The organism is Chroococcidiopsis sp. CCNUC1 (genome assembly GCF_023546805.1).
GTDB classification, from domain to species: Bacteria; Cyanobacteriota; Cyanobacteriia; order Cyanobacteriales; family Chroococcidiopsidaceae; genus Chroococcidiopsis; species Chroococcidiopsis thermalis.
Genome location: NZ_CP097480.1, coordinates 198418 through 218070, shown reverse-complemented (window position 1 = coordinate 218070; position 19653 = coordinate 198418). Strand labels below are relative to the sequence as shown.

Here is a 19653-nt window from a genome sequence, read left to right as displayed (position 1 = left end):
ACGATGGCAGTCAAAGAAAGAATTGGCTTAGTCGTGAGCGACAAAATGCAAAAGACTGTGGTAGTTGCGGTAGAAAACCGCTCTCCTCACCCCAAGTACGCCAAAATTGTCGTGCGTACTCGGCGCTACAAAGCTCATGACGAAGAGAATAAATGTAAAGAGGGCGATCGCGTCCGCATTCGCGAAACTAGACCTCTCAGCCGTACGAAACGCTGGGAAGTGATAGAGATTCTCGATAGTCCCACCACCGCGATCGCTGCTGTAACTACCACAACGGGAGAACAACAGTGATTCAACCCCAAACCTATCTCAACGTCGCGGACAATAGTGGGGCGCGAAAATTAATGTGTATCCGCGTCCTTGGCGCTGGTAATCGTCGTTACGGGAACGTCGGCGACGTAATTATCGCCGTCGTTAAAGATGCCATTCCCAATATGGGAGTCAAAAAATCCGATGTCGTGCGAGCGGTGATCGTTCGTACCCGCAAAGGTTTGCGACGTGATAGCGGCATGAGCATTCGTTTTGATGACAATGCTGCCGTGATTATCAACCAAGATGGCAACCCCAGAGGAACGCGGGTATTTGGACCTGTAGCTAGAGAGCTGCGGGATAAAAACTATACCAAAATCGTTTCTTTAGCGCCGGAGGTGCTGTAATGGCAAAGAGAAAAGGAGCCAAAGAAAATAAACCAGTTCGCCACAAAATGCACGTCAAAACTGGCGATACGGTACAGGTAATTTCTGGAGCAGATAAAGGTAAAGTCGGCGAAATTGTGCGATCGCTTCCAGAAAAAAGCCAAGTGATTATCAAAGGCGTAAATGTCAAAACTAAGCACGTCAAGCCCAAAGAAGAAGGGGAATCGGGTCGGATCGTTACCTTAGAATTTCCCATCCACAGTTCCAACGTCATGCACTATTCCACCAAGCAAAACGTCGCTAGCCGAATTTGCTATACCTTCAACCAAGAAGGCAAAAAAGTGCGAATGTTGAAAAAAACTGGTGAAATCATCGACAAATAATTAGTCATGGGTCATTAGTCACTAGTCATTAGTGATGAGTGATTGACAAGTGACGAATGACAAATATAATTCCCTGACCAAGACCAGGGTAAACAAGGAAAGACTATGGCATCGTCAAAACTCAAAAGCATATACCAAGAGAAAATTGTGCCGCAATTGGTGGAGCAATTTCAATACAAAAACGTCCATCAAGTCCCCAAGCTAGTGAAAATCACCATAAACCGAGGTTTAGGTGAAGCAGCACAAAACGCTAAAGCAATGGAATCGTCTTTGACTGAGCTAGCAACGATCGCAGGTCAAAAACCCGTAGTCACGCGAGCAAAAAAAGCGATCGCGGGCTTTAAAATTCGTCAGGGGATGCCAGTAGGCATTATGGTAACTCTACGGGGCGATCGCATGTACGCTTTCCTCGATCGCTTTGTCAATCTTGCCTTACCTCGGATTCGTGACTTTCGCGGCATCAGCCCCAAAAGCTTCGACGGACGCGGTAACTACACCCTTGGCGTAAGAGAACAGCTAATTTTCCCCGAAGTCGAATACGACAGTATCGACCAAATTCGCGGTATGGATATTTCCATCATTACCACTGCCAATACTGACGAGGAAGGTCGTGCCTTACTCAAAGCATTTGGTATGCCCTTCCGAGATCAATAAATTCTACAAGAGGAAACGATGGCGGCTAACGACACAATTGCTGATATGCTGACGCGCATCCGCAATGCTAATATGGCGCGGCATCAGACAACAAAAATCCCTTCTACCAAAATGACTCGCAACCTTGCCAGAGTCTTACAAGAAGAAGGTTTTATCGCCCAGTTTGAAGAAGAAGCGCAAGAAGGGGTAAAACGCAATCTGGTAGTTACCCTCAAGTACAAGGGTAAAAATCGCCAGCCGATCGTCACGGCGCTCAAAAGAGTCAGCAGACCAGGACTGCGAGTTTACTCCAACCGAAAAGAATTACCGCGAGTATTAGGTGGTATTGGCATTGCTATCATCTCCACCTCGCACGGCATCATGACCGATCGCGAAGCCCGCCGTCAAGGTCTAGGTGGCGAAGTTCTCTGCTATATCTGGTAAATTCGTCACTTGTCATTTGTTATTTGTCATTTCTATTCACCAATGACCAACGACCAATGACTAATGACAAACAAGGAGTTCATCATGTCTCGAATCGGCAAACGTCCCATTACCATCCCCAGCAAGGTTACCGTCACCATTAACGGCTCCCACGTTGCCGTCAAAGGTCCTAAAGGGGAACTCGCTCGCGTCCTTCCCAGTGCCGTTACGGTGGAACAGGAAGGAGACACAATTTTAGTCAAACGGCAAGATGATTCCCGCCTCTCGCGCCAACTCCACGGTTTATCCCGCACCCTAGTGGCAAATATGGTGGATGGAGTTTCGCAAGGATTCCAAAAGCGGTTAGAAATTCAGGGAGTCGGCTACCGAGCGCAAGTTCAAGGACGCAACTTAGTCCTCAGTCTTGGCTACAGCCATCCCGTACAAATCGAGCCACCCGAAGGCATCCAACTTGCAGTAGAAAACAACACGAATGTCATTGTCAGCGGCTTTGACAAAGAATTAGTTGGCAACGTCGCCGCTCAAATTCGCGACAAGCGCCCGCCCGAACCCTACAAAGGTAAAGGCGTTCGCTACGCCGGAGAAGCCGTCAGACGTAAAGCTGGTAAGGCAGGTAAGAAGTAATTATGAAGCTCAGTCGTCAAGAATCCAGGGAAAAACGGCATCGTCGGATCAGAAAAGTTGTCGTAGGCAGTACGGAACGCCCGCGCCTAGCAGTGTTTCGCTCTCACCAGCATATCTACGCTCAAGTCATAGACGATTCCCAACATCATACTTTGGTAGCTGCTTCTACTTTAGACCCAGATTTAAAATCCCTCGAATCTAAAGGAACGTGCGAAGCATCAGTGGAAGTCGGTAAATTAATTGCCCAACGCGCTAAAGCTAAAGGTATATCACAAGTTGTCTTTGACCGAGGCGGAAACCTCTACCACGGTCGAGTCAAAGCACTAGCTGACGCAGCACGGGAAGCAGGATTAGATTTTTAATTTGTTAATAGTTAATAGTTAATAGTTGATGGCAATTAACAATGAACGATTAACAATTAGCAATTAACATTTTTAGAGGCACTCAATATGGCAACAGGTCGTCGCAAAGCTAATCGCACTAAAGAAAAAGAAACAACTTTTCAAGAGCGGGTGATTCAAATCCGGCGGGTGAGTAAGGTCGTCAAGGGAGGAAAAAAACTCAGCTTCCGTGCCATTGTCGCTGTCGGTAACGAGCGCGGTCAAGTTGGGATCGGAGTAGGTAAAGCTGGAGATGTGATCGGCGCTGTGAAAAAAGGCGTAGCAGATGGCAAAAAACATCTCATTGATGTCCCATTGACCAAATCTAACTCGATTCCCCATCCAACTAATGGCACTGGTGGCGGCGCAAAAGTCTTAATGCGTCCAGCCGCACCTGGAACGGGTGTAATTGCGGGGGGTGCAGTCAGAACCGTACTGGAATTAGCAGGAGTGCGGAATATTCTAGCCAAACAGCTAGGTTCCAACAACCCCCTGAATAATGCTAGAGCTGCCGTTAATGCCCTTGCTACACTCCGCACTTTTGCTGAAGTCGCAGAAGAACGCGGCATTCCAGTAGAAAAGCTCTATATCGTCTAATCGTCATGCGTCAAACAAATGACCAATGACTAATAACCAATGACCAATGACAAACTAACAAAAAAGTTATGAGACTAACTGACGTTAGACCCCAAAAAGGCTCAAAAAAACGCGCTCGTCGTCTCGGTCGAGGAGTTTCTGCCGGACAGGGCGCGAGTGCCGGCAAAGGGATGCGCGGACAAAAAGCCCGTTCTGGTGGTGGCACTAGACCAGGATTTGAAGGCGGACAGCAGCCCTTGTATCGCCGTCTACCTAAGTTGAAAGGCTTTCCAATTATTAATCGTAAAGAATACATTACGATTAATGTAAGCAAGCTGTCTTCACTTCCTGCTGATACGGAAGTAAACTTGTCCTCGTTAAAAGAGGCGGGAATAATTAAAGCTGCTAAAGGTTCGCTTAAAATTTTGGGAGATGGGGAATTAAACGTTGCTCTCAAGGTACAAGCGGCAGCTTTTACAGCATCAGCTAAAAGCAAGATAGAAGCAGCTGGCGGGAGTTGTGAAGTCGTTAAGTAGCCAAAGTTTTTCACTGAAGTTATTTAACGCAAATGCCTATGGCAGTAGAAAGGTAGCCGTTTATGATTAGTCGAGATAAAGCCCCAACAGCTCAAGAAACTTTCATGCAAATGGCACAGGCAGCCGGACTGAGAGGACGGTTGCTCGTGACTATTGGCATGTTAATTTTGGCTCGCTTGGGTGTATTTTTACCCGTACCAGGAATCAATCGCGAACAGTTCGCTCAAAGCGTACAAAATAATAGTGCTGTCATCGGTTTTTTAGACATCTTTTCCGGCGGCGGACTTTCAACTTTGGGAGTTTTCGCCTTAGGAATATTGCCTTACATTAATGCCTCAATCATAATTCAATTACTGACGGCTGCGATTCCAGCTTTAGAGAATTTACAGAAAAATGAGGGTGAGGCAGGTAGACGACAAATTTCTCAAGTCACCCGCTACGTCGCTTTAGGTTGGGCAATTCTACAAAGTACGTTTATTGCAGCAATTTGGATCAGACCGTTTGCCCTTAACCCAGGACCAGTATTTGTGATTGAAACCGCGATCGCACTCACAGCTGGTTCGATGTTTGTCATGTGGGCATCGGAACTGATTACGGAGCGCGGTGTCGGTAACGGTGCATCACTGTTGATTTTTGTCAACATTGTTGCCTCTCTACCTAAATCTTTGGGCGATACTATTACTCTGGCACAAACTGGAGGCAGGGAAACCATCGGACGAGTCATCGTTCTGTTGCTGGTATTTTTAGTCATGATTGTCGGAATTGTCTTCGTCCAAGAAGGCACGCGCCGCATTCCGATTATTTCAGCTCGTCGTCAAGTAGGACGCAAGCTTTATCTAGAGCGGAGTAGCTATCTACCTTTGCGGTTGAATCAAGGCGGTGTAATGCCAATTATTTTTGCTTCTGCCGTCCTAATTCTGCCAGCTTCACTCGCTAGGTTTACCCAAAACGAATACGTGATTAACATCTCCAATGCAATCAGTCCTGGCGGTTCTACGCCTTGGCTCTACGCCCTAGTGTACTTCGTAATGATTGTTTTCTTCAGTTATTTCTACTCCACGTTGATCGTGAATCCGGTTGACTTGGCACAGAACTTGAAGAAGATGGGTTCTAGTATTCCAGGAATTAGACCAGGTAAAGCAACCAGCGAATACGTCGAGCGGGTATTAAATCGATTGACATTTTTGGGAGCTGTTTTTCTTGGCGCAGTGGCGATTATTCCTACAGCAGTAGAAAGTGCTACTAGAGTTCCGACTTTCCAAGGATTAGGAGCGACTTCGCTGTTGATTCTGGTTGGTGTGGCAATTGACACGGCAAAACAGATTCAAACCTATGTGATCTCCCAGCGTTATGAAGGAATGGTGAAGTAGTGCCGCGATTGATTTTTTTGGGACCGCCAGGAGCAGGTAAAGGCACGCAAGCAAAACACCTTGCCAATTCCTGGCAGATCCCTCATATCTCGACTGGTGATATTTTGCGCCAAGCTATGCGCGATCGCACGCCTTTAGGAATTCAAGCTCAAGGCTATGCCGACCGAGGCGAACTCGTCCCCGACCAGCTAGTAAACGATCTCGTTGCCGAACGCCTTCAGCAATCAGACGCGCAAGCGGGATGGATTCTAGATGGGTTTCCTCGCAAGCTCAGCCAAGCAGTATTTTTAGACGAACTGCTGCAAAAGCTTAACCAAGGTTCTACGCGAGTGGTGAATCTAGAAGTACCAGAAGCGATCGTTGTAGATCGGTTGCTGAAACGGGCAGAAAAAGAAGGACGAGCTGACGACACTGAAGAAGTGATTCGCCGTCGCTTGGAAGTCTATCACCAAGAAACTTCGCCCTTAATTGATTTCTACCGCAATCGCCAACAACTCGTTTCAGTAGATGGCGATCGCTCGATGGAAGAAGTGATGGCTCACCTGCAAACAGCAGTTCATAGCTAACTATTGGGGATGTTGTGGGATGTGGGTAATTGGTAGTTGGTAAGAAGTTGGTGCGCGGTGCGCTCTTGTGTTGAAGCGAGCGGTGCAGCGCCTTCTGCGCCTGAAGCCCCTCTGCTTCTTCAGTTCTCTTCTTCCCGACTCCCGACTCCCGATTTTCGATAAGATATATTAACGGTGGAAAAATATGTCCAAAAGTGCTAGAGCTAATTCCACAGAAAAATCAGTAGAGTTGAGGAATCAACAAGTTGTCTAAACAAGATTTAATTGAAATGGAAGGCACGGTGACAGAATCGCTGCCTAACGCTATGTTTCGCGTCGATCTGGACAACGGCTTTAACGTACTCGCCCACATCTCCGGCAAAATTCGCCGTAACTATATCAAGATTCTACCTGGCGATCGCGTGAAAGTCGAACTCACGCCATACGATTTGTCTAAAGGTAGAATTACCTATAGACTGCGCAAAAAATAATTGAAGTTAATTTTTAGCAACATCCAAGTCCGAAAACTCAGTAGGAGTGCTAAATTCTTGCGGAAAATCCAATCGTAGTATTATAATATAGAGTTTGTAATGTAAAAGTCATGAAAGTTAGAGCTTCTGTAAAAAGAATTTGTGAAAAGTGTAACGTTATCCGCCGTAAAGGTAGGGTAATGGTTATTTGTTCTAACCCGAAACACAAGCAACGTCAAGGCTAACTATAAAATGATTGGCGGCGATCGTCGCCATATGGTGTCTCAGTTAACACCATGAAAGAGTGAATATTGTTGCAGCAAAGCAAGACTAGGGAGAAACAGCGTGGCACGGATATCTGGTGTAGACCTTCCGCGAGATAAGCGGATTGAGATCGGTCTGACCTATATTTATGGGATCGGCTTAACGAGATCGAAAGAAATTTTGGCGACTACAGGTGTCAACCCAGATACCCGCGTCAAAGATCTCGGCGATGCCGATGTAGCAGCTCTGAGAAACGAGATAGAAGCAAACTATCAAGTTGAAGGAGATTTAAGGCGTTTGGAGACGATGAACATCAAGCGCCTGATCGATATTGGTACGTATCGGGGTCGTCGTCATCGGATGGGCTTACCCGTTAGAGGACAACGCACTCGTACCAATGCTCGTACCCGTCGAGGCAGACGACAAACGGTAGCAGGGAAGAAAAAGGCTCCAGGGAAATAAATAACTTCCTAGCAATATAGAGCATTTTTGAATTGAGTAGAGCAAAATTAAACCGATCGTAACCCTATGGCGCGACCAACTAAGAAAAGCGGTACGAAAAAGCAAAAACGCAACGTACCAAATGGCATGGCATACATCCAATCCACATTCAACAACAGCATAGTCACCATTACAGATCAAAATGGCGATGCGATTTCGTGGGCATCGGCTGGTTCTAGCGGCTTTAAGGGAGCGAAGAAAGGCACTCCTTTTGCCGCGCAGACTGCCGCTGAAAGTGCTGCACGACGCGCAGTTGACCAAGGTATGCGTCAGATCGAAGTCATGGTCAGCGGACCTGGAGCAGGCAGAGAAACAGCAATTAGAGCGCTGCAAGGGGCGGGATTAGAAATTACTCTAATTCGCGACATCACGCCTATTCCACATAATGGCTGTCGTCCGCCCAAACGCCGCCGAGTGTAAACTCAAATGTCCAAAAAGATGTGGAAATTTCTGCAACCTGCGCGTTCGTCCAGTGGGCGATCGCGTTATCTTGTCCCAAAAGTCAGCTAGAAACTGAAACGGCGGAACGGATAAATCAAGTCAGAAATTCAGGTAAAAAAATTCAGGCATGTAATTCAGGCAAGCGGTTGCTATGCCAATTTATAGGAGCTAACAATAGGGGAGGTTACTCCGTGGCGCAATTTCAAATCGAATGTGTTGAGTCTATTACGCAGGAGAATCGGAGTCAATATAGTAAGTTCGTCTTGGAACCTCTCGATCGCGGTCAAGGAACGACAGTAGGTAACGCCTTAAGGCGAATTTTACTCTCTAATCTAGAAGGTACAGCAGTCACAGCCGTCCGAATTGCAGGAGTAAGCCATGAATTTGCTACAATTCCTGGCGTGCGCGAGGACGTAATGGAAATTCTGATGCAGATGAAAGAAATCGTCCTCAGAAGCCACTCCTCGCAAGCCGTAACCGGTCGATTGCTCGTCCACGGGGCTACTACAGTTACTGCGGCTCATTTCGATCTACCAGCAGAAGTAGAAATTATCGACCCCAATCAGTACGTAGCTACCCTAGCAGACGGGGCGAAATTAGAAATGGAATTTCGGGTCGAACGGGGAAAGGGCTATCGCACGGTCGAACGAGGGCGCGACGAAGCTACGTCCATCGATTACCTGCAAATTGACTCGATCTTTATGCCAGTTCGTAAGGTCAACTACAGCGTTGAAGATGCGCGGGTAGACGGCTCGCTGCAAAAAGATCGGTTGATTATGGAAATTTGGACAAATGGTAGCCTAACACCGCAAGAAGCCCTTTCTTCTGCCGCAAATATTCTCGTTGACCTGTTCACACCCTTAAAAGACATCTCGCTGGCGGCGATGAAAGACGAAATTCCCGCCGACGAAGACCCGACTAGTCAGATTCCAATTGAAGAATTGCAACTTTCCGTTAGGGCTTACAACTGTCTCAAACGAGCGCAGGTGAATTCGGTAGCTGACTTACTAGACTACACCCAAGAAGATCTACTAGAAATTAAGAACTTCGGTCAGAAGTCCGCAGAGGAAGTGATCGAAGCCTTGCAGAAGCGTCTAGGCATTACCTTGCCGCACGAAAAATCTTCTAAACCTACCTGAAATACTCTTTGAAAGAAGGATGTAGCAATCCATCCTTCACCCCCGACCCTACATCCTTTTACGATCATGCGTCACCGCAATAGCATTAAAAAACTTAGTAAACCAGCAGACCAACGCCGCGCCCTACTAAGAGCGCTGACCACCGAACTACTCAGACACGGACGAATTACCACGACTAAAGTAAGAGCAAAGGTCGTACAGTCTGAAGCAGAAAAAATGATTACCCTAGCTAAAGACGGCTCTTTAGCAGCTCGTCGTCAAGCTATGGGATATATCTACGATAAGCAACTCGTACACGCTCTCTTCGAGCAAGTCCCCGATCGCTATGGTAGCCGCGCTGGTGGTTACACTCGCGTTTTACAAACGATACGCCGTCGGGGCGACAACGCAGAAATGGCAATTATCGAACTCGTTTAAAATACTGTGGCGCTTTGGAAATGGCTGTTCGGCAACCTGAATTGACAAGTAGAGTCGCCCTGGTAATTCAATACCTGGGTACTCGTTTTCATGGATGGCAGCGACAGCCGCAGCAGCGTACGGTTCAGGAAGAAATAGAAACTGCGATCGCCAAGGTCTTGGGTTATCCAATTGTCATTCATGGAGCAGGCAGAACGGATGCTGGGGTTCATGCTGCTGCCCAAGTCGCTCACTTTGATGTAGTTGATTGTCCGATTCCAGCTCATCGCTGGGCAGCAATTCTCAACAGTCGTCTGCCAGAAGATATCTTAATTCGCGCTTCGGCTGAGGTGAGCTTGGATTGGCACGCCCGCTTTTCTGCTAAGTGGCGGCGCTATCGCTACACTCTCTACACCGACCCCGACCGAATTTGTTTGCCAAAGCTTTTAGCTGGCACTATTATCACGTACCTCTAGATGAATCATTAATTCAAGCAGCATTAAAACCTCTACTCGGCAACCACCATTTAGCAGCTTTTCATCGGGCGGGTTCTAGTCGCGCTCATTCTTGGGTAGAAGTACAAGCAGCGGAATGCCATCGTCAAGGTTCGTTCGTGCAAATTGAATTGCAGGCAAATGGCTTTTTGTACGGCATGGTGCGGTTATTACTGGGATTGCTGGTTCAAGTGGGTAGCGGACAGCGATCGCTAGCCAATTTTACCGAGATTTGGCAGCAGCAACGCCGCGCCGAAGTCAAGTACGCCGCCCCTGCTGCTGGCTTGTGCCTGCTGCGAGTTGGCTATACTGAATTTCCTTTTCCTGCTGAAGTTTGGTATGATACGCAACCCCAGTTTTTCTTACCAGATGTAACCGCTGCCCCAACAGAACAGACAGAGCCGATTTCTACTCCATCCTGTATAGCATCTGCTCTACTTTCTCAGGCTGCCGCACAAACATGAACCCAAATTATTTCAAGTAAATTATTTTAGGGTAAATATTCCAGTAGATTATTTCAGGATAGTAAAACCACCATGACCAAAACCTACATCCCCCTCAAGATACGATTAATCAGCAGTGGTATCTGGTCGATGCCGCTGACCAGCGTTTAGGCAGGCTCGCCACTGAAATTGCTAATATTTTGCGAGGCAAAAATAAGCCAGAATTTACTCCACATATGGATACTGGTGATTTTGTCATCGTTGTTAACGCTGAGAAGATCAAAGTTACAGGGAAAAAACGCAGTCAAAAAGTTTACCGCCGTCATTCTGGAAGACCTGGCGGAATGAAAACCGAAACCTTTGCTCAACTTCAAGCACGGATACCAGAGCGCATTGTAGAACAAGCTGTTAAAGGTATGCTGCCAAAAAATAGCTTGGGCAGACAACTCTTTACTAAGCTCAAAGTCTACGCTGGTGCAGAACATCCCCATCAAGCACAGAAACCAGAAGCAATTAAAATTCAAACCATCCCAGGAGACAAGTAATGCAAGCAACACAAACCCCTGCCACTAACGGGCGAGTCATGTACTGGGGTACAGGACGACGCAAAGCGTCTGTAGCTAGAGTTCGTCTAGTTCCAGGTAACGGTCAACTCGTCGTCAATGGTAAAGCTGGCGACTTATATTTTCAATTCAATGCCAGCTACCTTGCAGCCGCTAAAGCACCTCTAGAGACGCTAGGTCTAGAGAACGAATACGACATTCTCGTAAACGCTCACGGCGGCGGCTTAACCGGACAAGCCGATTCAATTCGTTTAGGAGTTGCTCGCGCCCTTTGTCAATTGGAGCCAGAAAATCGCTTGCATCTGAAGAAAGAGGGTTATTTAACTCGCGATCCCAGAGCTAAAGAACGGAAGAAATACGGCTTACATAAAGCACGGAAAGCTCCTCAATTCTCGAAGCGATAAATTGGTAATGGGTAATTGGTAATGGGTAATTGGTAGTTGCCTATTACTTACTAGCTATTACCAGCCAAAAGCTACAATAAGATTAGAAAAATAGGAAAAAAAGATGGCAAAACCAGATATTCATCCGCAGTGGTATCCCGAAGCTAAGGTTTACTGCAACGGGGAACTAGTAATGACTGTTGGTTCGACCAAGCCAGAACTCCACGTTGATGTCTGGTCTGGCAATCACCCGTTCTATACTGGAACTCAAAAGATTATCGATACTGAAGGGCGCGTAGAACGCTTCTTGAGAAAATACGGCATGATGGATTCCTCCCAAGCAGGCAATACAGAAGGAAAGCCCAAGAAGAAGTAGCGCGGTCAGTTCAATTTTGGATTTTAGATTTTGGATTTAAGTTAGAAAAATCTGAAGTCTAAAATTTTCGTATATGACCCAATCTACTATTTGCTGAGCGATCGCAATTATGGCGGAACCTTACCTGCTAAATAAGCTCAAATCAGTCGAGCAAACCTACAATGAATTGACTCGTCGCCTTGCCGACCCAGATATTGCTACCGATCCGGTAGAGATGCATCGGGTCGCGAAGGCTCGTTCTTCTTTTGAAGAAGTCGTCAATACTTATGAAACTTGGAAAACCGCTCAGGAAGAGCTTAAAGGAGCGCGTCAAGTTTTAAAAGAAGCAGCTAGCGATCCAGAGTTGCAGGAAATGGCAGCTTTGGAGGTGCAGGAATTAGAAGCGCAGTTGGAACAGCTAGAAACGCGCTTGAAGGTTTTGCTGCTACCCCGCGACCCGAACGATGACAAGAATATTATGTTAGAAATTCGGGCAGGTACTGGTGGCGATGAAGCAAGTATCTGGGCTGGAGATTTAATTAGAATGTATTCCCGCTATGCCGAAACTCAAAACTGGCGCGTCAAGCTAGTGAGCGAATCTCTGGCAGAAATGGGCGGATTTAAAGAAGCAGTGCTAGAAATTCAGGGCGATTCTGTCTACAGCAAACTCAAGTTTGAAGCAGGGGTTCACCGCGTTCAGCGCGTACCAGTCACGGAAGCAGGGGGACGAGTTCACACATCTACTGCTACTGTCGCGGTGATGCCAGAAGTGGATGACGTTGAAATTCACATCGATCCGACTGAGATTGAAATGAAAACAGCTCGTTCTGGCGGTGCTGGCGGTCAAAATGTTAACAAGGTGGAGACAGCGGTAGACTTATTCCACAAACCAACGGGAATTCGGATTTTCTGTACGGAAGAACGCAGCCAGTTACAAAACAAAGAACGGGCAATGCAAATCTTGCGAGCTAAATTGTACGAAATGAAGCTGCGGGAACAACAAGAAGCTGTTACTTCCATGCGGCGATCGCAAGTTGGAACGGGTTCGCGATCGGAGAAGATTCGCACCTACAACTACAAAGATAATCGGGTCACAGATCATCGTTTGGGACAGAATTATTCTCTGAACCCAGTCCTAGAAGGTGACATAGAAACAATTATTCAAGATTGTATCGCCCAGGATCAGCAGGAACAGTTAGCAGAGTTAGCTGCATCGAGTGCGGGTGCTTAAGAAGGCGATCGCGCTTGGTTTGGTAGGGTAAAATATGATTGCATAATCCTTCCTAAGTTTAGGGGGGATTAATTTTTTGGTATGTGAAACTATGGCACAGAAAATTCTCGTGATGGAAAAATGCGATCGCGCTTTGGAATTTGCGGAGGGAGGAAGTGCGATCGCAATCTTTATCAATTTTCTTTTGATTACCATATATTTGTAGGGACGTACAGCTGTGCGCCCCTACAGATCTGATATTTCATACAATAGAAAATAGCTATATTACTGTGAAGCAGGATTACCTAGATTTTCTGAGTCGTAGAGCCAATTAGAAGGATTATTTATAATGTATTGCTGAATTTTATTTAGAGATGCTTCATCTCGAATAATTTGTTCATAATAATTTCGCTGCCAGACAGGTATTGTTTGAGTCTGACGTATTTCGTTGATCCGTTTAGTAGTAGCTGACTTAAACCCAGCAATCAATGACGATAGAGAACGCGGTTTCCGACATAGCATCTTTTGTAGAGATGTGTCATCGGGTAGGGGCGTACAGCTGTGCGCCCCTCCTAGATCTGATATTCCTACAGAAGAGGTGAATACAACGATCGCGTGTATGTGATTAGGCATGATAACCCATTCATCTAATTCAATTCCTGGTCGAATTGTGGGCGATCGCAACTATTCTTCAGCTACTATACATCCAACTTTATTCAAGTGCATTTGACAATCCACAACTTCGCCAAATATACATTCTTTTTGGTAGGTACAAATGGTGATAAAGTAAGCACCTGCTTGAGAATAATCATAACCACGTAAACGAATAGACTGACGGCGATGAATTTTGGAATTATACGAGGTCATTGTTAGCTTTTTTCATTGGATGTAATACATGGCTTGTAGGGGCGCACATCTGTGCGCCCCTACAATATGCCCGCAGTAATTTATTAAACATAATCTCGATCGCTCGACTTTATATAAGCTTTTAATTACCTTCATTCAAAGCTCAAATTTTATAAATTATTAGCATGTAAATTAAGAAGATATTTAGTGATTCTTAGCAGTACGCAGAACATATTTGTAGGAGCGCACAGTTGTGCGCCTGGTTGTATATAAATAAAAATAGGAGTCTTTGTGATTCCAATTATTCTTGGTGCTATTGCTTTAGGTACTACAGCTTTTGGTGGGCTTGCGTGTGTCGCAGGTATGGCTGATATGGATCTAGCAAAAAAAATTGGTGAACGCGCTCAAAAACGCTACAAAAGTAAAGTTAGTCAATTGCAAGCAGACTGGGAAACTGCTAACCAGATAGCAGAGGAGTACAGTCAACTTCAGATTGATATCAAAATGCGCACAGTTGGACGTTTTGTTGATTTTATCGAGCGGCGAATTGGTCAGCAAGCTTCGCAAAGCGATCGGCAGATTTTAGAAGGACTAGAAATTTCAATTCAGCAGCTCAAACAGTATCAAGTTATGGCTATAGAGGCTGAAGAGTGGGTTAAAGGCGGTTTATCAGCAGCAGCTACAGGTGCAGCAGTAAGTTCTGGGACAATTACAATCGCAAGATCTGTTGGAACTGTTACGGTTACAAGATTTTTTGGTTTGTGGGCTACTGAAGTAGGTATTTCTCAATTGAGTGGTGTTGCTGCATGGGACGCAACAATGACATGGTTAGGTAGCGGTAGTATGGCGGCTGGAAATCTTGTTCTAGGAGGAATTACGCTCGGTTCTGCTTTATCTATTATCGGTTTTCAGCTTGCTGGTAAGGGTGAGGAAGCTTTAACAAAAGCACGAGAGTATGAAGCCAAAGTTAATACTGAAATTGCCAAAATTGAAGCAGCTAGAGATTTCGTGCAACAAGTAAAACGGCAAATTTTTGAATTAAGGCATTTAGTTAAATTGCTTAACGATCGAGCTGTTCTTGGTCTTAATGAACTTGAATCAATGCCATCATTTAACAAAGATAGGGATGCTTGTAAATTTCAGCAGCTAGGGCTTTTAATAAAAGCACTTACAGAAATTATAAAAACACCTATTTTAGACAAAAAAGGACTATTGAATCAGGATGCCGTGACTGTCCACGCTAAGTACCGTTATCTAGGAGTTTAGTAAAAATGCCTTTGCAATATATTGGCGCAGTATTAACTGCGCTTGAAGCAGCACAATGTTTATCTAGCATTGTTTCAGATTATCAGCAAGTTACAGAACAACAAGAAATTAGGCGGCGTGAAATTGAGGCGTGGGAGAGAACGACGTTTATAGGGACAGCGGTTTCAGCGTATATAAACTACAAAGAAATTACCGAACAAGAGCAGACAAAGCGGCGTGAAATTGAGGCGTGGGAAAAAACTACTATCGCGAAAATTAACGCTCAGCGAGAAATATTGATAGGATATCTCAATCACTCGTTTGACGAACGAGCAGAAAATTTTCGGGCTTTGTTCAATGTAGTCGATCGCGCAATTATAACAGGTAATAACGAGGAACTAGAAGTAGCCTTACATTCAATTACAGAAATAGCTAAATCTAGCCCATTTAAAGAACTTGCTAATTTAGCTTCAGTAAAAGCGGCGCTAGACGATCCAAATCACAAATGGACATTTTGATATACATATTGAAATAATACAGATTTTGTATGGACGCACGATGGATATTTTGAAATAATACAGATCTTGTAGGGGCGCACAGCTGTGCGCCCCTACATCATTTATGCGCCCGTACATCTATGCGCCCTAACTGATTTATTACCAACACGAATAAATTTGACATTGGAAATTCCGATCGCTACCACGAACCCAAGTAGAGCGATCGCCTCCTCCCCATCCAACCAACCACAAACTACTGCTGAATCTCTCCCCGCGCCAAACGTGTTTCGTACTCTTCTGGATTCCTTGAATAATCTGATAAATCTGAAGTGCTAATTTTCAATGCTTCCGTAGATTGCATCCATAAAGCCGAGCGAGTGTTATCTTTGTCTAGTCGCAAAGAGTCTACAAAATGACTTACTTCCTTAACAAGCGGTTCTGGCAGTTGGAGAATTTTGGAAATTGTCTCATCATACAAGCTCATTTGTTATTCCTTGTTTGAATCAATTTGATGCACCGAATTTGCGTACCAACAGCCTAATGAAGATAATTCAATATAGAGGTGTGAGGGCTGCGCGTCAATCATGTTAGTCATCTTAGGTGACTTCAACCCAGAAATTAAGATTCTCAAAATCTTTCCCCTGTCTTGAAGAACGTACCCTACATTTCGCCATTAAATTTTGTTACGATGTCGATGAAGCGATCGCCCCTGGAGATAATGAATGCTGCGACTGGAACACATTAGTAAAATTTATCCTACTGGTGAAGTCCTCAAAGATGTGAATTGGGAAGTCAAAGCAGGCGATCGCATCGGTTTAGTAGGTGTCAACGGAGCAGGCAAGTCTACCCAACTGAAAATAATTGCTGGAGAGATTGAGCCAACCACTGGAGAGGTGATTCGTCCTGCTAGTTTACACATAGCATACTTAACCCAAGAATTTGAAGTAGATCCAACTCGTACTGTAAAGGAAGAATTCTGGCGTGCCTTTGTTGAGGCAAACGAAGTTCATGAAAGTTTGACAAACGTACAACATCAGTTAGAAACCGCAACACCCGAAGAATTAGATAAACTTCTGCGACAAATGGATCGCTTCCAGCGCCAGTTTGAAGCTTTGGATGGTTACAGCTTGGAGGCGCAAATCGATAAAATCTTGCCAGAGCTGGGATTTGAACCAGGAGATGGCGATCGCCTTGTCAGCGCTTTTAGTGGCGGTTGGCAGATGCGAATGAGTTTGGGAAAGATTTTACTACAAAAGCCCGATTTATTACTGCTAGACGAGCCAACTAACCATTTAGATTTAGAAACTATTGAGTGGTTGGAAAATTACCTGAAAGGGTTAATTACACCGATGGTAATTGTTTCTCACGATCGCGAATTTCTCGATCGTCTTTGCACTCAAATTGTCGAAACTGAAAGAGGGGTTTCCACCACATATTTAGGTAACTATTCGATTTATCTACAACAAAAATTTGAAGCTAAGGAAGCACAACAAAGTGCATACGAACGGCAACAGAAAGAACTTGACAAACAGCAAGCCTTTGTCGATAAATTCAGAGCTAGTGCTACTCGCAGTACACAAGCAAAAAGCCGCGAAAAACAATTAGATAAAATCGAGCGTGTCGAAGCACCGATATCTGACTTAAAAACCCTGCATTTTCGCTTTCCACCCGCACCCCGTAGCGGACGAGAAGTGGTGAAAATTCAAGATTTAACCCATATATACGACGACAAAATCTTATTTTTAGGTGGAAACCTCTTAATAGAAAGAGGCGATCGCATTGCTTTTCTCGGTCCCAATGGTGCGGGTAAATCTACATTACTGCGTCTGATTACGGGAATTGAGGAACCGACAGAAGGAGTAGTCGAACTGGGCGCTCATAACGTGATTCCCAGCTATTTTGAGCAGAATCAAGCAGAAGCCTTAGATTTAAACAAAACCGTCATGGAAACAATCCATGATGAAGTTCCCGACTGGACGAATGAAGAAGTTCGCACATTGTTAGGAAGATTTTTATTTAGCGGGGACACGGTATTTAAAAAAGTTGCAGCCTTAAGTGGAGGCGAAAAAGCCCGTCTTGCCTTAGCAAAAATGCTGTTACGTCCAGCAAATTTATTGATTTTAGACGAGCCAACAAATCATTTAGATATTCCAGCGAAAGAAATGCTGGAAGAAGCAATTCAAAACTACGATGGTACGGTACTGATCGTTTCTCACGATCGCTACTTCATCTCTCAAGTTGCCAACAAAATTATTGAAATTCGCGATGGAGAATTTCGAGTTTATTTGGGAGATTACCATTACTACCAAAATAAATTAGCAGAAGAACGAGAACAGGAAAGACAAGCTGCGATTGCTGCCGAGCAAGCTGCTAAAAAAGCTGCCAAAGCCGCTAAAGCTGCCGCTAAGAAAGGGAGTAGGGGTTAGAAAAAAAGACAAGGGAGACGAGGGAGACAAGGGAGCATTCGGAATTACAATCCAAAATCCAAAATTCCCTCACTCCTCACTCCTCACTCCTCACCCCTTCCAGAAGGCGATCCCCATTAGAAAAGCTGAAAGATATAGTAGAGAAAATGACAAAATCAGCAAAAAAACCCTTGCAGAGACGATCGGTAGTGGTATCATGACGGGTGAGTTAACAAAAGTAAAGGGTAACATCGTATGACCCAAGCACCTGTTGCTCCCGTGGTGCTAGTGATATTAGACGGATGGGGTTATCGCGAGGCAGCAGACGGTAACGCGATTTCATCTGCAAAAACTCCTGTAATGGATAGCCTCTGGGCAGTCTATCCAAGAACTCTAATTCGCACTTCAGGCAAAGCAGTAGGGTTGCCAGAGGGTCAAATGGGCAACTCGGAAGTCGGACACCTGAATATTGGTGCAGGGCGAGTTGTACCGCAAGAATTGGTTAGAATTACAGACGCGGTCGAAGATGGTTCAATTGGACAAAACGCCGCGATCGCTCAGTTATGCCGAGAAGTCAAAAACAGAAATGGTAAACTGCACCTAATCGGCTTATGCTCGGAAGGTGGGGTACACTCTCATTTAAGCCACTTGTTAGGATTGCTAGACTTAGCAAAGGCGCAAGAGATCGCTCAAGTATGCATCCATGCAATTACGGATGGACGCGATACAACACCTACAGAAGGCATGGAAGCTCTCAAACAGATTCAAGAACACGCAGATTCAATTGGTGTTGGTCAGATCGTCACTCTAAGCGGTCGTTACTACGCAATGGATCGCGATCGCCGTTGGGATCGCGTTAAACGTGCTTACGATGTGATGACTCAAGACGGTGTAGGCGACGGGCGATCGGCAGTTGAGGTCTTACAAGCTTCCTACGATGAGGGAGTCACTGATGAATTTGTCATCCCTACCCGCATCGCTCCGGGAGCGGTAGAACCAGGTGATGGCGTAGTCTTTTACAATTTTCGCCCCGATCGCGCCAGACAGCTCACTTATGCTTTTGTCAAGCCAGACTTTGACGGCTTTGAACGGCAGCAGATCGAGCCTTTATCATTTCTCACGTTTACGCAATACGACTCCGAACTTTCCGTCCCCATCGCTTTTGAGCCGCAGAATCTCGATAACATTTTAGGCGAAGTCATCTCCCAGCATGGACTCAAGCAGTTTCGCACCGCAGAGACAGAAAAATACGCCCATGTCACTTACTTCTTCAATGGCGGCTTAGAAGACCCATTTGCAGGTGAAGATCGGGAAATGGTGATGAGTCCGATGGTAGCGACCTACGACAAAGCGCCAGCCATGTCCGCTGAGGCGGTGACTGATGTAGCGATCGCTGCAATAAAGCAACAAGTTTACTCCCTGGTAGTCATGAACTATGCCAACCCTGATATGGTAGGTCATACAGGTGATATAGGTGCGACTGTAGAAGCAGTTGAAACTGTCGATCGATGCTTGGGACGGTTATTGGAGGCGATCGCTCAAGTAGGAGGCACGGCATTAGTCACAGCCGATCACGGTAATGCTGAATCCCTCCGCGACGAACAGGGAAATCCTTGGACGGCACACACGACTAATCCAGTCCCCTTCATTTTAATTGAAGGTGAAAAAGCAAAGATCCCCGGTTACGGTACAGAAGTAACGCTCAGAAGTGATGGCAAGCTTGCCGATCTCGCACCGACGATTCTAGAAATCTTGCAACTGCCACAACCAGCAGAGATGACTGGTCAATCTTTAATCGCCCCAGCTATGTATGAAGTACAATCTTCCCGTACTCCTGTCAGAATGGGCTGGTAAAGTTAAATAAGTAAGCAAGTA

The 19653-nt window shown here is 45.5% G+C and carries 26 protein-coding genes and 2 pseudogenes; 26 read left to right on the top strand and 2 right to left on the bottom strand.

Translation table 11 applies throughout. The features are described 5' to 3' along the window. Positions 1-3: 3 nt before the first annotated feature. The 22 genes and pseudogenes from rpsQ (at position 4) to prfA (ending at position 12806) form a co-directional block, all read left to right on the top strand. On the top strand, positions 4-291 hold the full coding sequence (gene rpsQ, locus M5J74_RS01040; protein ID WP_015152293.1) for a 30S ribosomal protein S17: 288 nt from the start codon (positions 4-6) through the stop codon (positions 289-291). Next, positions 288-656: a 50S ribosomal protein L14 gene (rplN, locus tag M5J74_RS01035; RefSeq protein WP_015152292.1), complete on the top strand. Its 369-nt coding sequence runs from the start codon at positions 288-290 to the stop codon at positions 654-656. The genes rpsQ and rplN overlap by 4 nt, the downstream gene beginning before the upstream one ends. Further along, the gene (rplX, locus tag M5J74_RS01030) at positions 656-1018 is read left to right on the top strand and encodes a 50S ribosomal protein L24 (RefSeq protein ID WP_015152291.1); all 363 of its coding nucleotides are present in this window, start codon (positions 656-658) and stop codon (positions 1016-1018) included. The genes rplN and rplX overlap by 1 nt, the downstream gene beginning before the upstream one ends. A 105-nt stretch (positions 1019-1123) precedes the next feature. Then, positions 1124-1672 carry a 50S ribosomal protein L5 gene (rplE, locus tag M5J74_RS01025; protein ID WP_015152290.1) on the top strand — a complete coding sequence of 183 codons (549 nt, stop codon included), beginning with the start codon at positions 1124-1126 and terminating at the stop codon, positions 1670-1672. A gap of 18 nt (positions 1673-1690) precedes the next feature. Further along, the gene (gene rpsH / locus M5J74_RS01020; RefSeq protein WP_015152289.1) at positions 1691-2095 is read left to right on the top strand and encodes a 30S ribosomal protein S8; all 405 of its coding nucleotides are present in this window, start codon (positions 1691-1693) and stop codon (positions 2093-2095) included. An 84-nt stretch (positions 2096-2179) separates the two neighbouring features. After that, the gene (gene rplF / locus M5J74_RS01015) at positions 2180-2719 is read left to right on the top strand and encodes a 50S ribosomal protein L6 (protein WP_015152288.1); all 540 of its coding nucleotides are present in this window, start codon (positions 2180-2182) and stop codon (positions 2717-2719) included. Between the two features lie 2 nt (positions 2720-2721). After that, positions 2722-3081: a 50S ribosomal protein L18 gene (rplR, locus tag M5J74_RS01010; RefSeq protein ID WP_015152287.1), complete on the top strand. Its 360-nt coding sequence runs from the start codon at positions 2722-2724 to the stop codon at positions 3079-3081. A gap of 87 nt (positions 3082-3168) precedes the next feature. Next, the gene (rpsE, locus tag M5J74_RS01005) at positions 3169-3696 is read left to right on the top strand and encodes a 30S ribosomal protein S5 (RefSeq protein WP_015152286.1); all 528 of its coding nucleotides are present in this window, start codon (positions 3169-3171) and stop codon (positions 3694-3696) included. A 68-nt stretch (positions 3697-3764) separates the two neighbouring features. Next, a complete protein-coding gene (rplO, locus tag M5J74_RS01000) occupies positions 3765-4211 on the top strand; it encodes a 50S ribosomal protein L15 (protein WP_015152285.1) in 447 nt (148 codons plus the stop codon). A gap of 62 nt (positions 4212-4273) precedes the next feature. Next, positions 4274-5581, top strand: a complete 1308-nt coding sequence (gene secY / locus M5J74_RS00995) for a preprotein translocase subunit SecY (RefSeq protein ID WP_015152284.1) — start codon at positions 4274-4276, stop codon at positions 5579-5581. Further along, positions 5581-6147 carry an adenylate kinase gene (locus M5J74_RS00990; protein WP_015152283.1) on the top strand — a complete coding sequence of 189 codons (567 nt, stop codon included), beginning with the start codon at positions 5581-5583 and terminating at the stop codon, positions 6145-6147. Before secY ends, M5J74_RS00990 begins: the two co-directional genes overlap by 1 nt. Before the next feature lie 245 nt (positions 6148-6392). Beyond that, positions 6393-6617: a translation initiation factor IF-1 gene (infA, locus tag M5J74_RS00985; protein WP_006196724.1), complete on the top strand. Its 225-nt coding sequence runs from the start codon at positions 6393-6395 to the stop codon at positions 6615-6617. A 110-nt stretch (positions 6618-6727) separates the two neighbouring features. Next, entirely contained in the window at positions 6728-6841 is a 114-nt protein-coding gene (gene rpmJ, locus M5J74_RS00980) for a 50S ribosomal protein L36 (RefSeq protein WP_015152282.1), read from the top strand. A 100-nt stretch (positions 6842-6941) separates the two neighbouring features. After that, complete coding sequence (gene rpsM / locus M5J74_RS00975) at positions 6942-7322, top strand: 30S ribosomal protein S13 (protein WP_015152281.1); 381 nt, start codon at positions 6942-6944, stop codon at positions 7320-7322. Positions 7323-7388: 66 nt separating this feature from the next. Then, complete coding sequence (gene rpsK / locus M5J74_RS00970; RefSeq protein ID WP_015152280.1) at positions 7389-7781, top strand: 30S ribosomal protein S11; 393 nt, start codon at positions 7389-7391, stop codon at positions 7779-7781. 212 nt (positions 7782-7993) lie between these two features. Then, the gene (locus M5J74_RS00965; RefSeq protein WP_039714880.1) at positions 7994-8941 is read left to right on the top strand and encodes a DNA-directed RNA polymerase subunit alpha; all 948 of its coding nucleotides are present in this window, start codon (positions 7994-7996) and stop codon (positions 8939-8941) included. Positions 8942-9007: 66 nt separating this feature from the next. Continuing rightward, positions 9008-9358, top strand: a complete 351-nt coding sequence (gene rplQ / locus M5J74_RS00960) for a 50S ribosomal protein L17 (RefSeq protein WP_015152278.1) — start codon at positions 9008-9010, stop codon at positions 9356-9358. Between the two features lie 20 nt (positions 9359-9378). After that, positions 9379-10295, top strand: a pseudogene (truA, locus tag M5J74_RS33200) (tRNA pseudouridine(38-40) synthase TruA). 72 nt (positions 10296-10367) lie between these two features. Continuing rightward, positions 10368-10819: pseudogene (gene rplM / locus M5J74_RS00945) on the top strand (50S ribosomal protein L13). Then, entirely contained in the window at positions 10819-11241 is a 423-nt protein-coding gene (gene rpsI, locus M5J74_RS00940; protein WP_015152275.1) for a 30S ribosomal protein S9, read from the top strand. The pseudogene rplM and the gene rpsI overlap by 1 nt, the downstream one beginning before the upstream one ends. 103 nt (positions 11242-11344) lie before the next feature. Beyond that, on the top strand, positions 11345-11596 hold the full coding sequence (gene rpmE / locus M5J74_RS00935; protein WP_015152274.1) for a 50S ribosomal protein L31: 252 nt from the start codon (positions 11345-11347) through the stop codon (positions 11594-11596). A gap of 109 nt (positions 11597-11705) precedes the next feature. After that, positions 11706-12806 (top strand): peptide chain release factor 1, encoded by a 1101-nt coding sequence (prfA, locus tag M5J74_RS00930; RefSeq protein ID WP_015152273.1) that lies wholly within the window; start codon positions 11706-11708, stop codon positions 12804-12806. 264 nt (positions 12807-13070) lie between these two features. Here prfA and M5J74_RS00925 read toward each other — a convergent pair whose 3' ends face one another. Next, positions 13071-13469: a transposase gene (locus M5J74_RS00925; protein ID WP_199755463.1), complete on the bottom strand. Its 399-nt coding sequence runs from the start codon at positions 13467-13469 to the stop codon at positions 13071-13073. Between the two features lie 453 nt (positions 13470-13922). Between M5J74_RS00925 and M5J74_RS00920 the strand changes: the two genes are divergently transcribed. Both M5J74_RS00920 and M5J74_RS00915 read left to right on the top strand, forming a co-directional pair. Beyond that, positions 13923-14897, top strand: coding sequence for a hypothetical protein (locus tag M5J74_RS00920; RefSeq protein ID WP_250014998.1), 975 nt, complete (start codon positions 13923-13925; stop codon positions 14895-14897). A 5-nt stretch (positions 14898-14902) separates the two neighbouring features. Further along, positions 14903-15394: a hypothetical protein gene (locus M5J74_RS00915; RefSeq protein ID WP_250014996.1), complete on the top strand. Its 492-nt coding sequence runs from the start codon at positions 14903-14905 to the stop codon at positions 15392-15394. A 232-nt stretch (positions 15395-15626) separates the two neighbouring features. On the opposite strand, the gene M5J74_RS00910 is transcribed toward M5J74_RS00915, so the two are convergent. Then, on the bottom strand, positions 15627-15857 hold the full coding sequence (locus tag M5J74_RS00910; protein WP_015152271.1) for a hypothetical protein: 231 nt from the start codon (positions 15855-15857) through the stop codon (positions 15627-15629). Between the two features lie 238 nt (positions 15858-16095). On the opposite strand from M5J74_RS00910, the gene M5J74_RS00905 reads away from it, so the two are divergent. Both M5J74_RS00905 and gpmI read left to right on the top strand, forming a co-directional pair. Continuing rightward, positions 16096-17799: an ABC-F family ATP-binding cassette domain-containing protein gene (locus M5J74_RS00905; RefSeq protein WP_250014994.1), complete on the top strand. Its 1704-nt coding sequence runs from the start codon at positions 16096-16098 to the stop codon at positions 17797-17799. 234 nt (positions 17800-18033) lie between these two features. Continuing rightward, complete coding sequence (gene gpmI / locus M5J74_RS00900) at positions 18034-19632, top strand: 2,3-bisphosphoglycerate-independent phosphoglycerate mutase (RefSeq protein ID WP_250014992.1); 1599 nt, start codon at positions 18034-18036, stop codon at positions 19630-19632. The last annotated feature ends 21 nt before the right edge of the window (positions 19633-19653 follow it).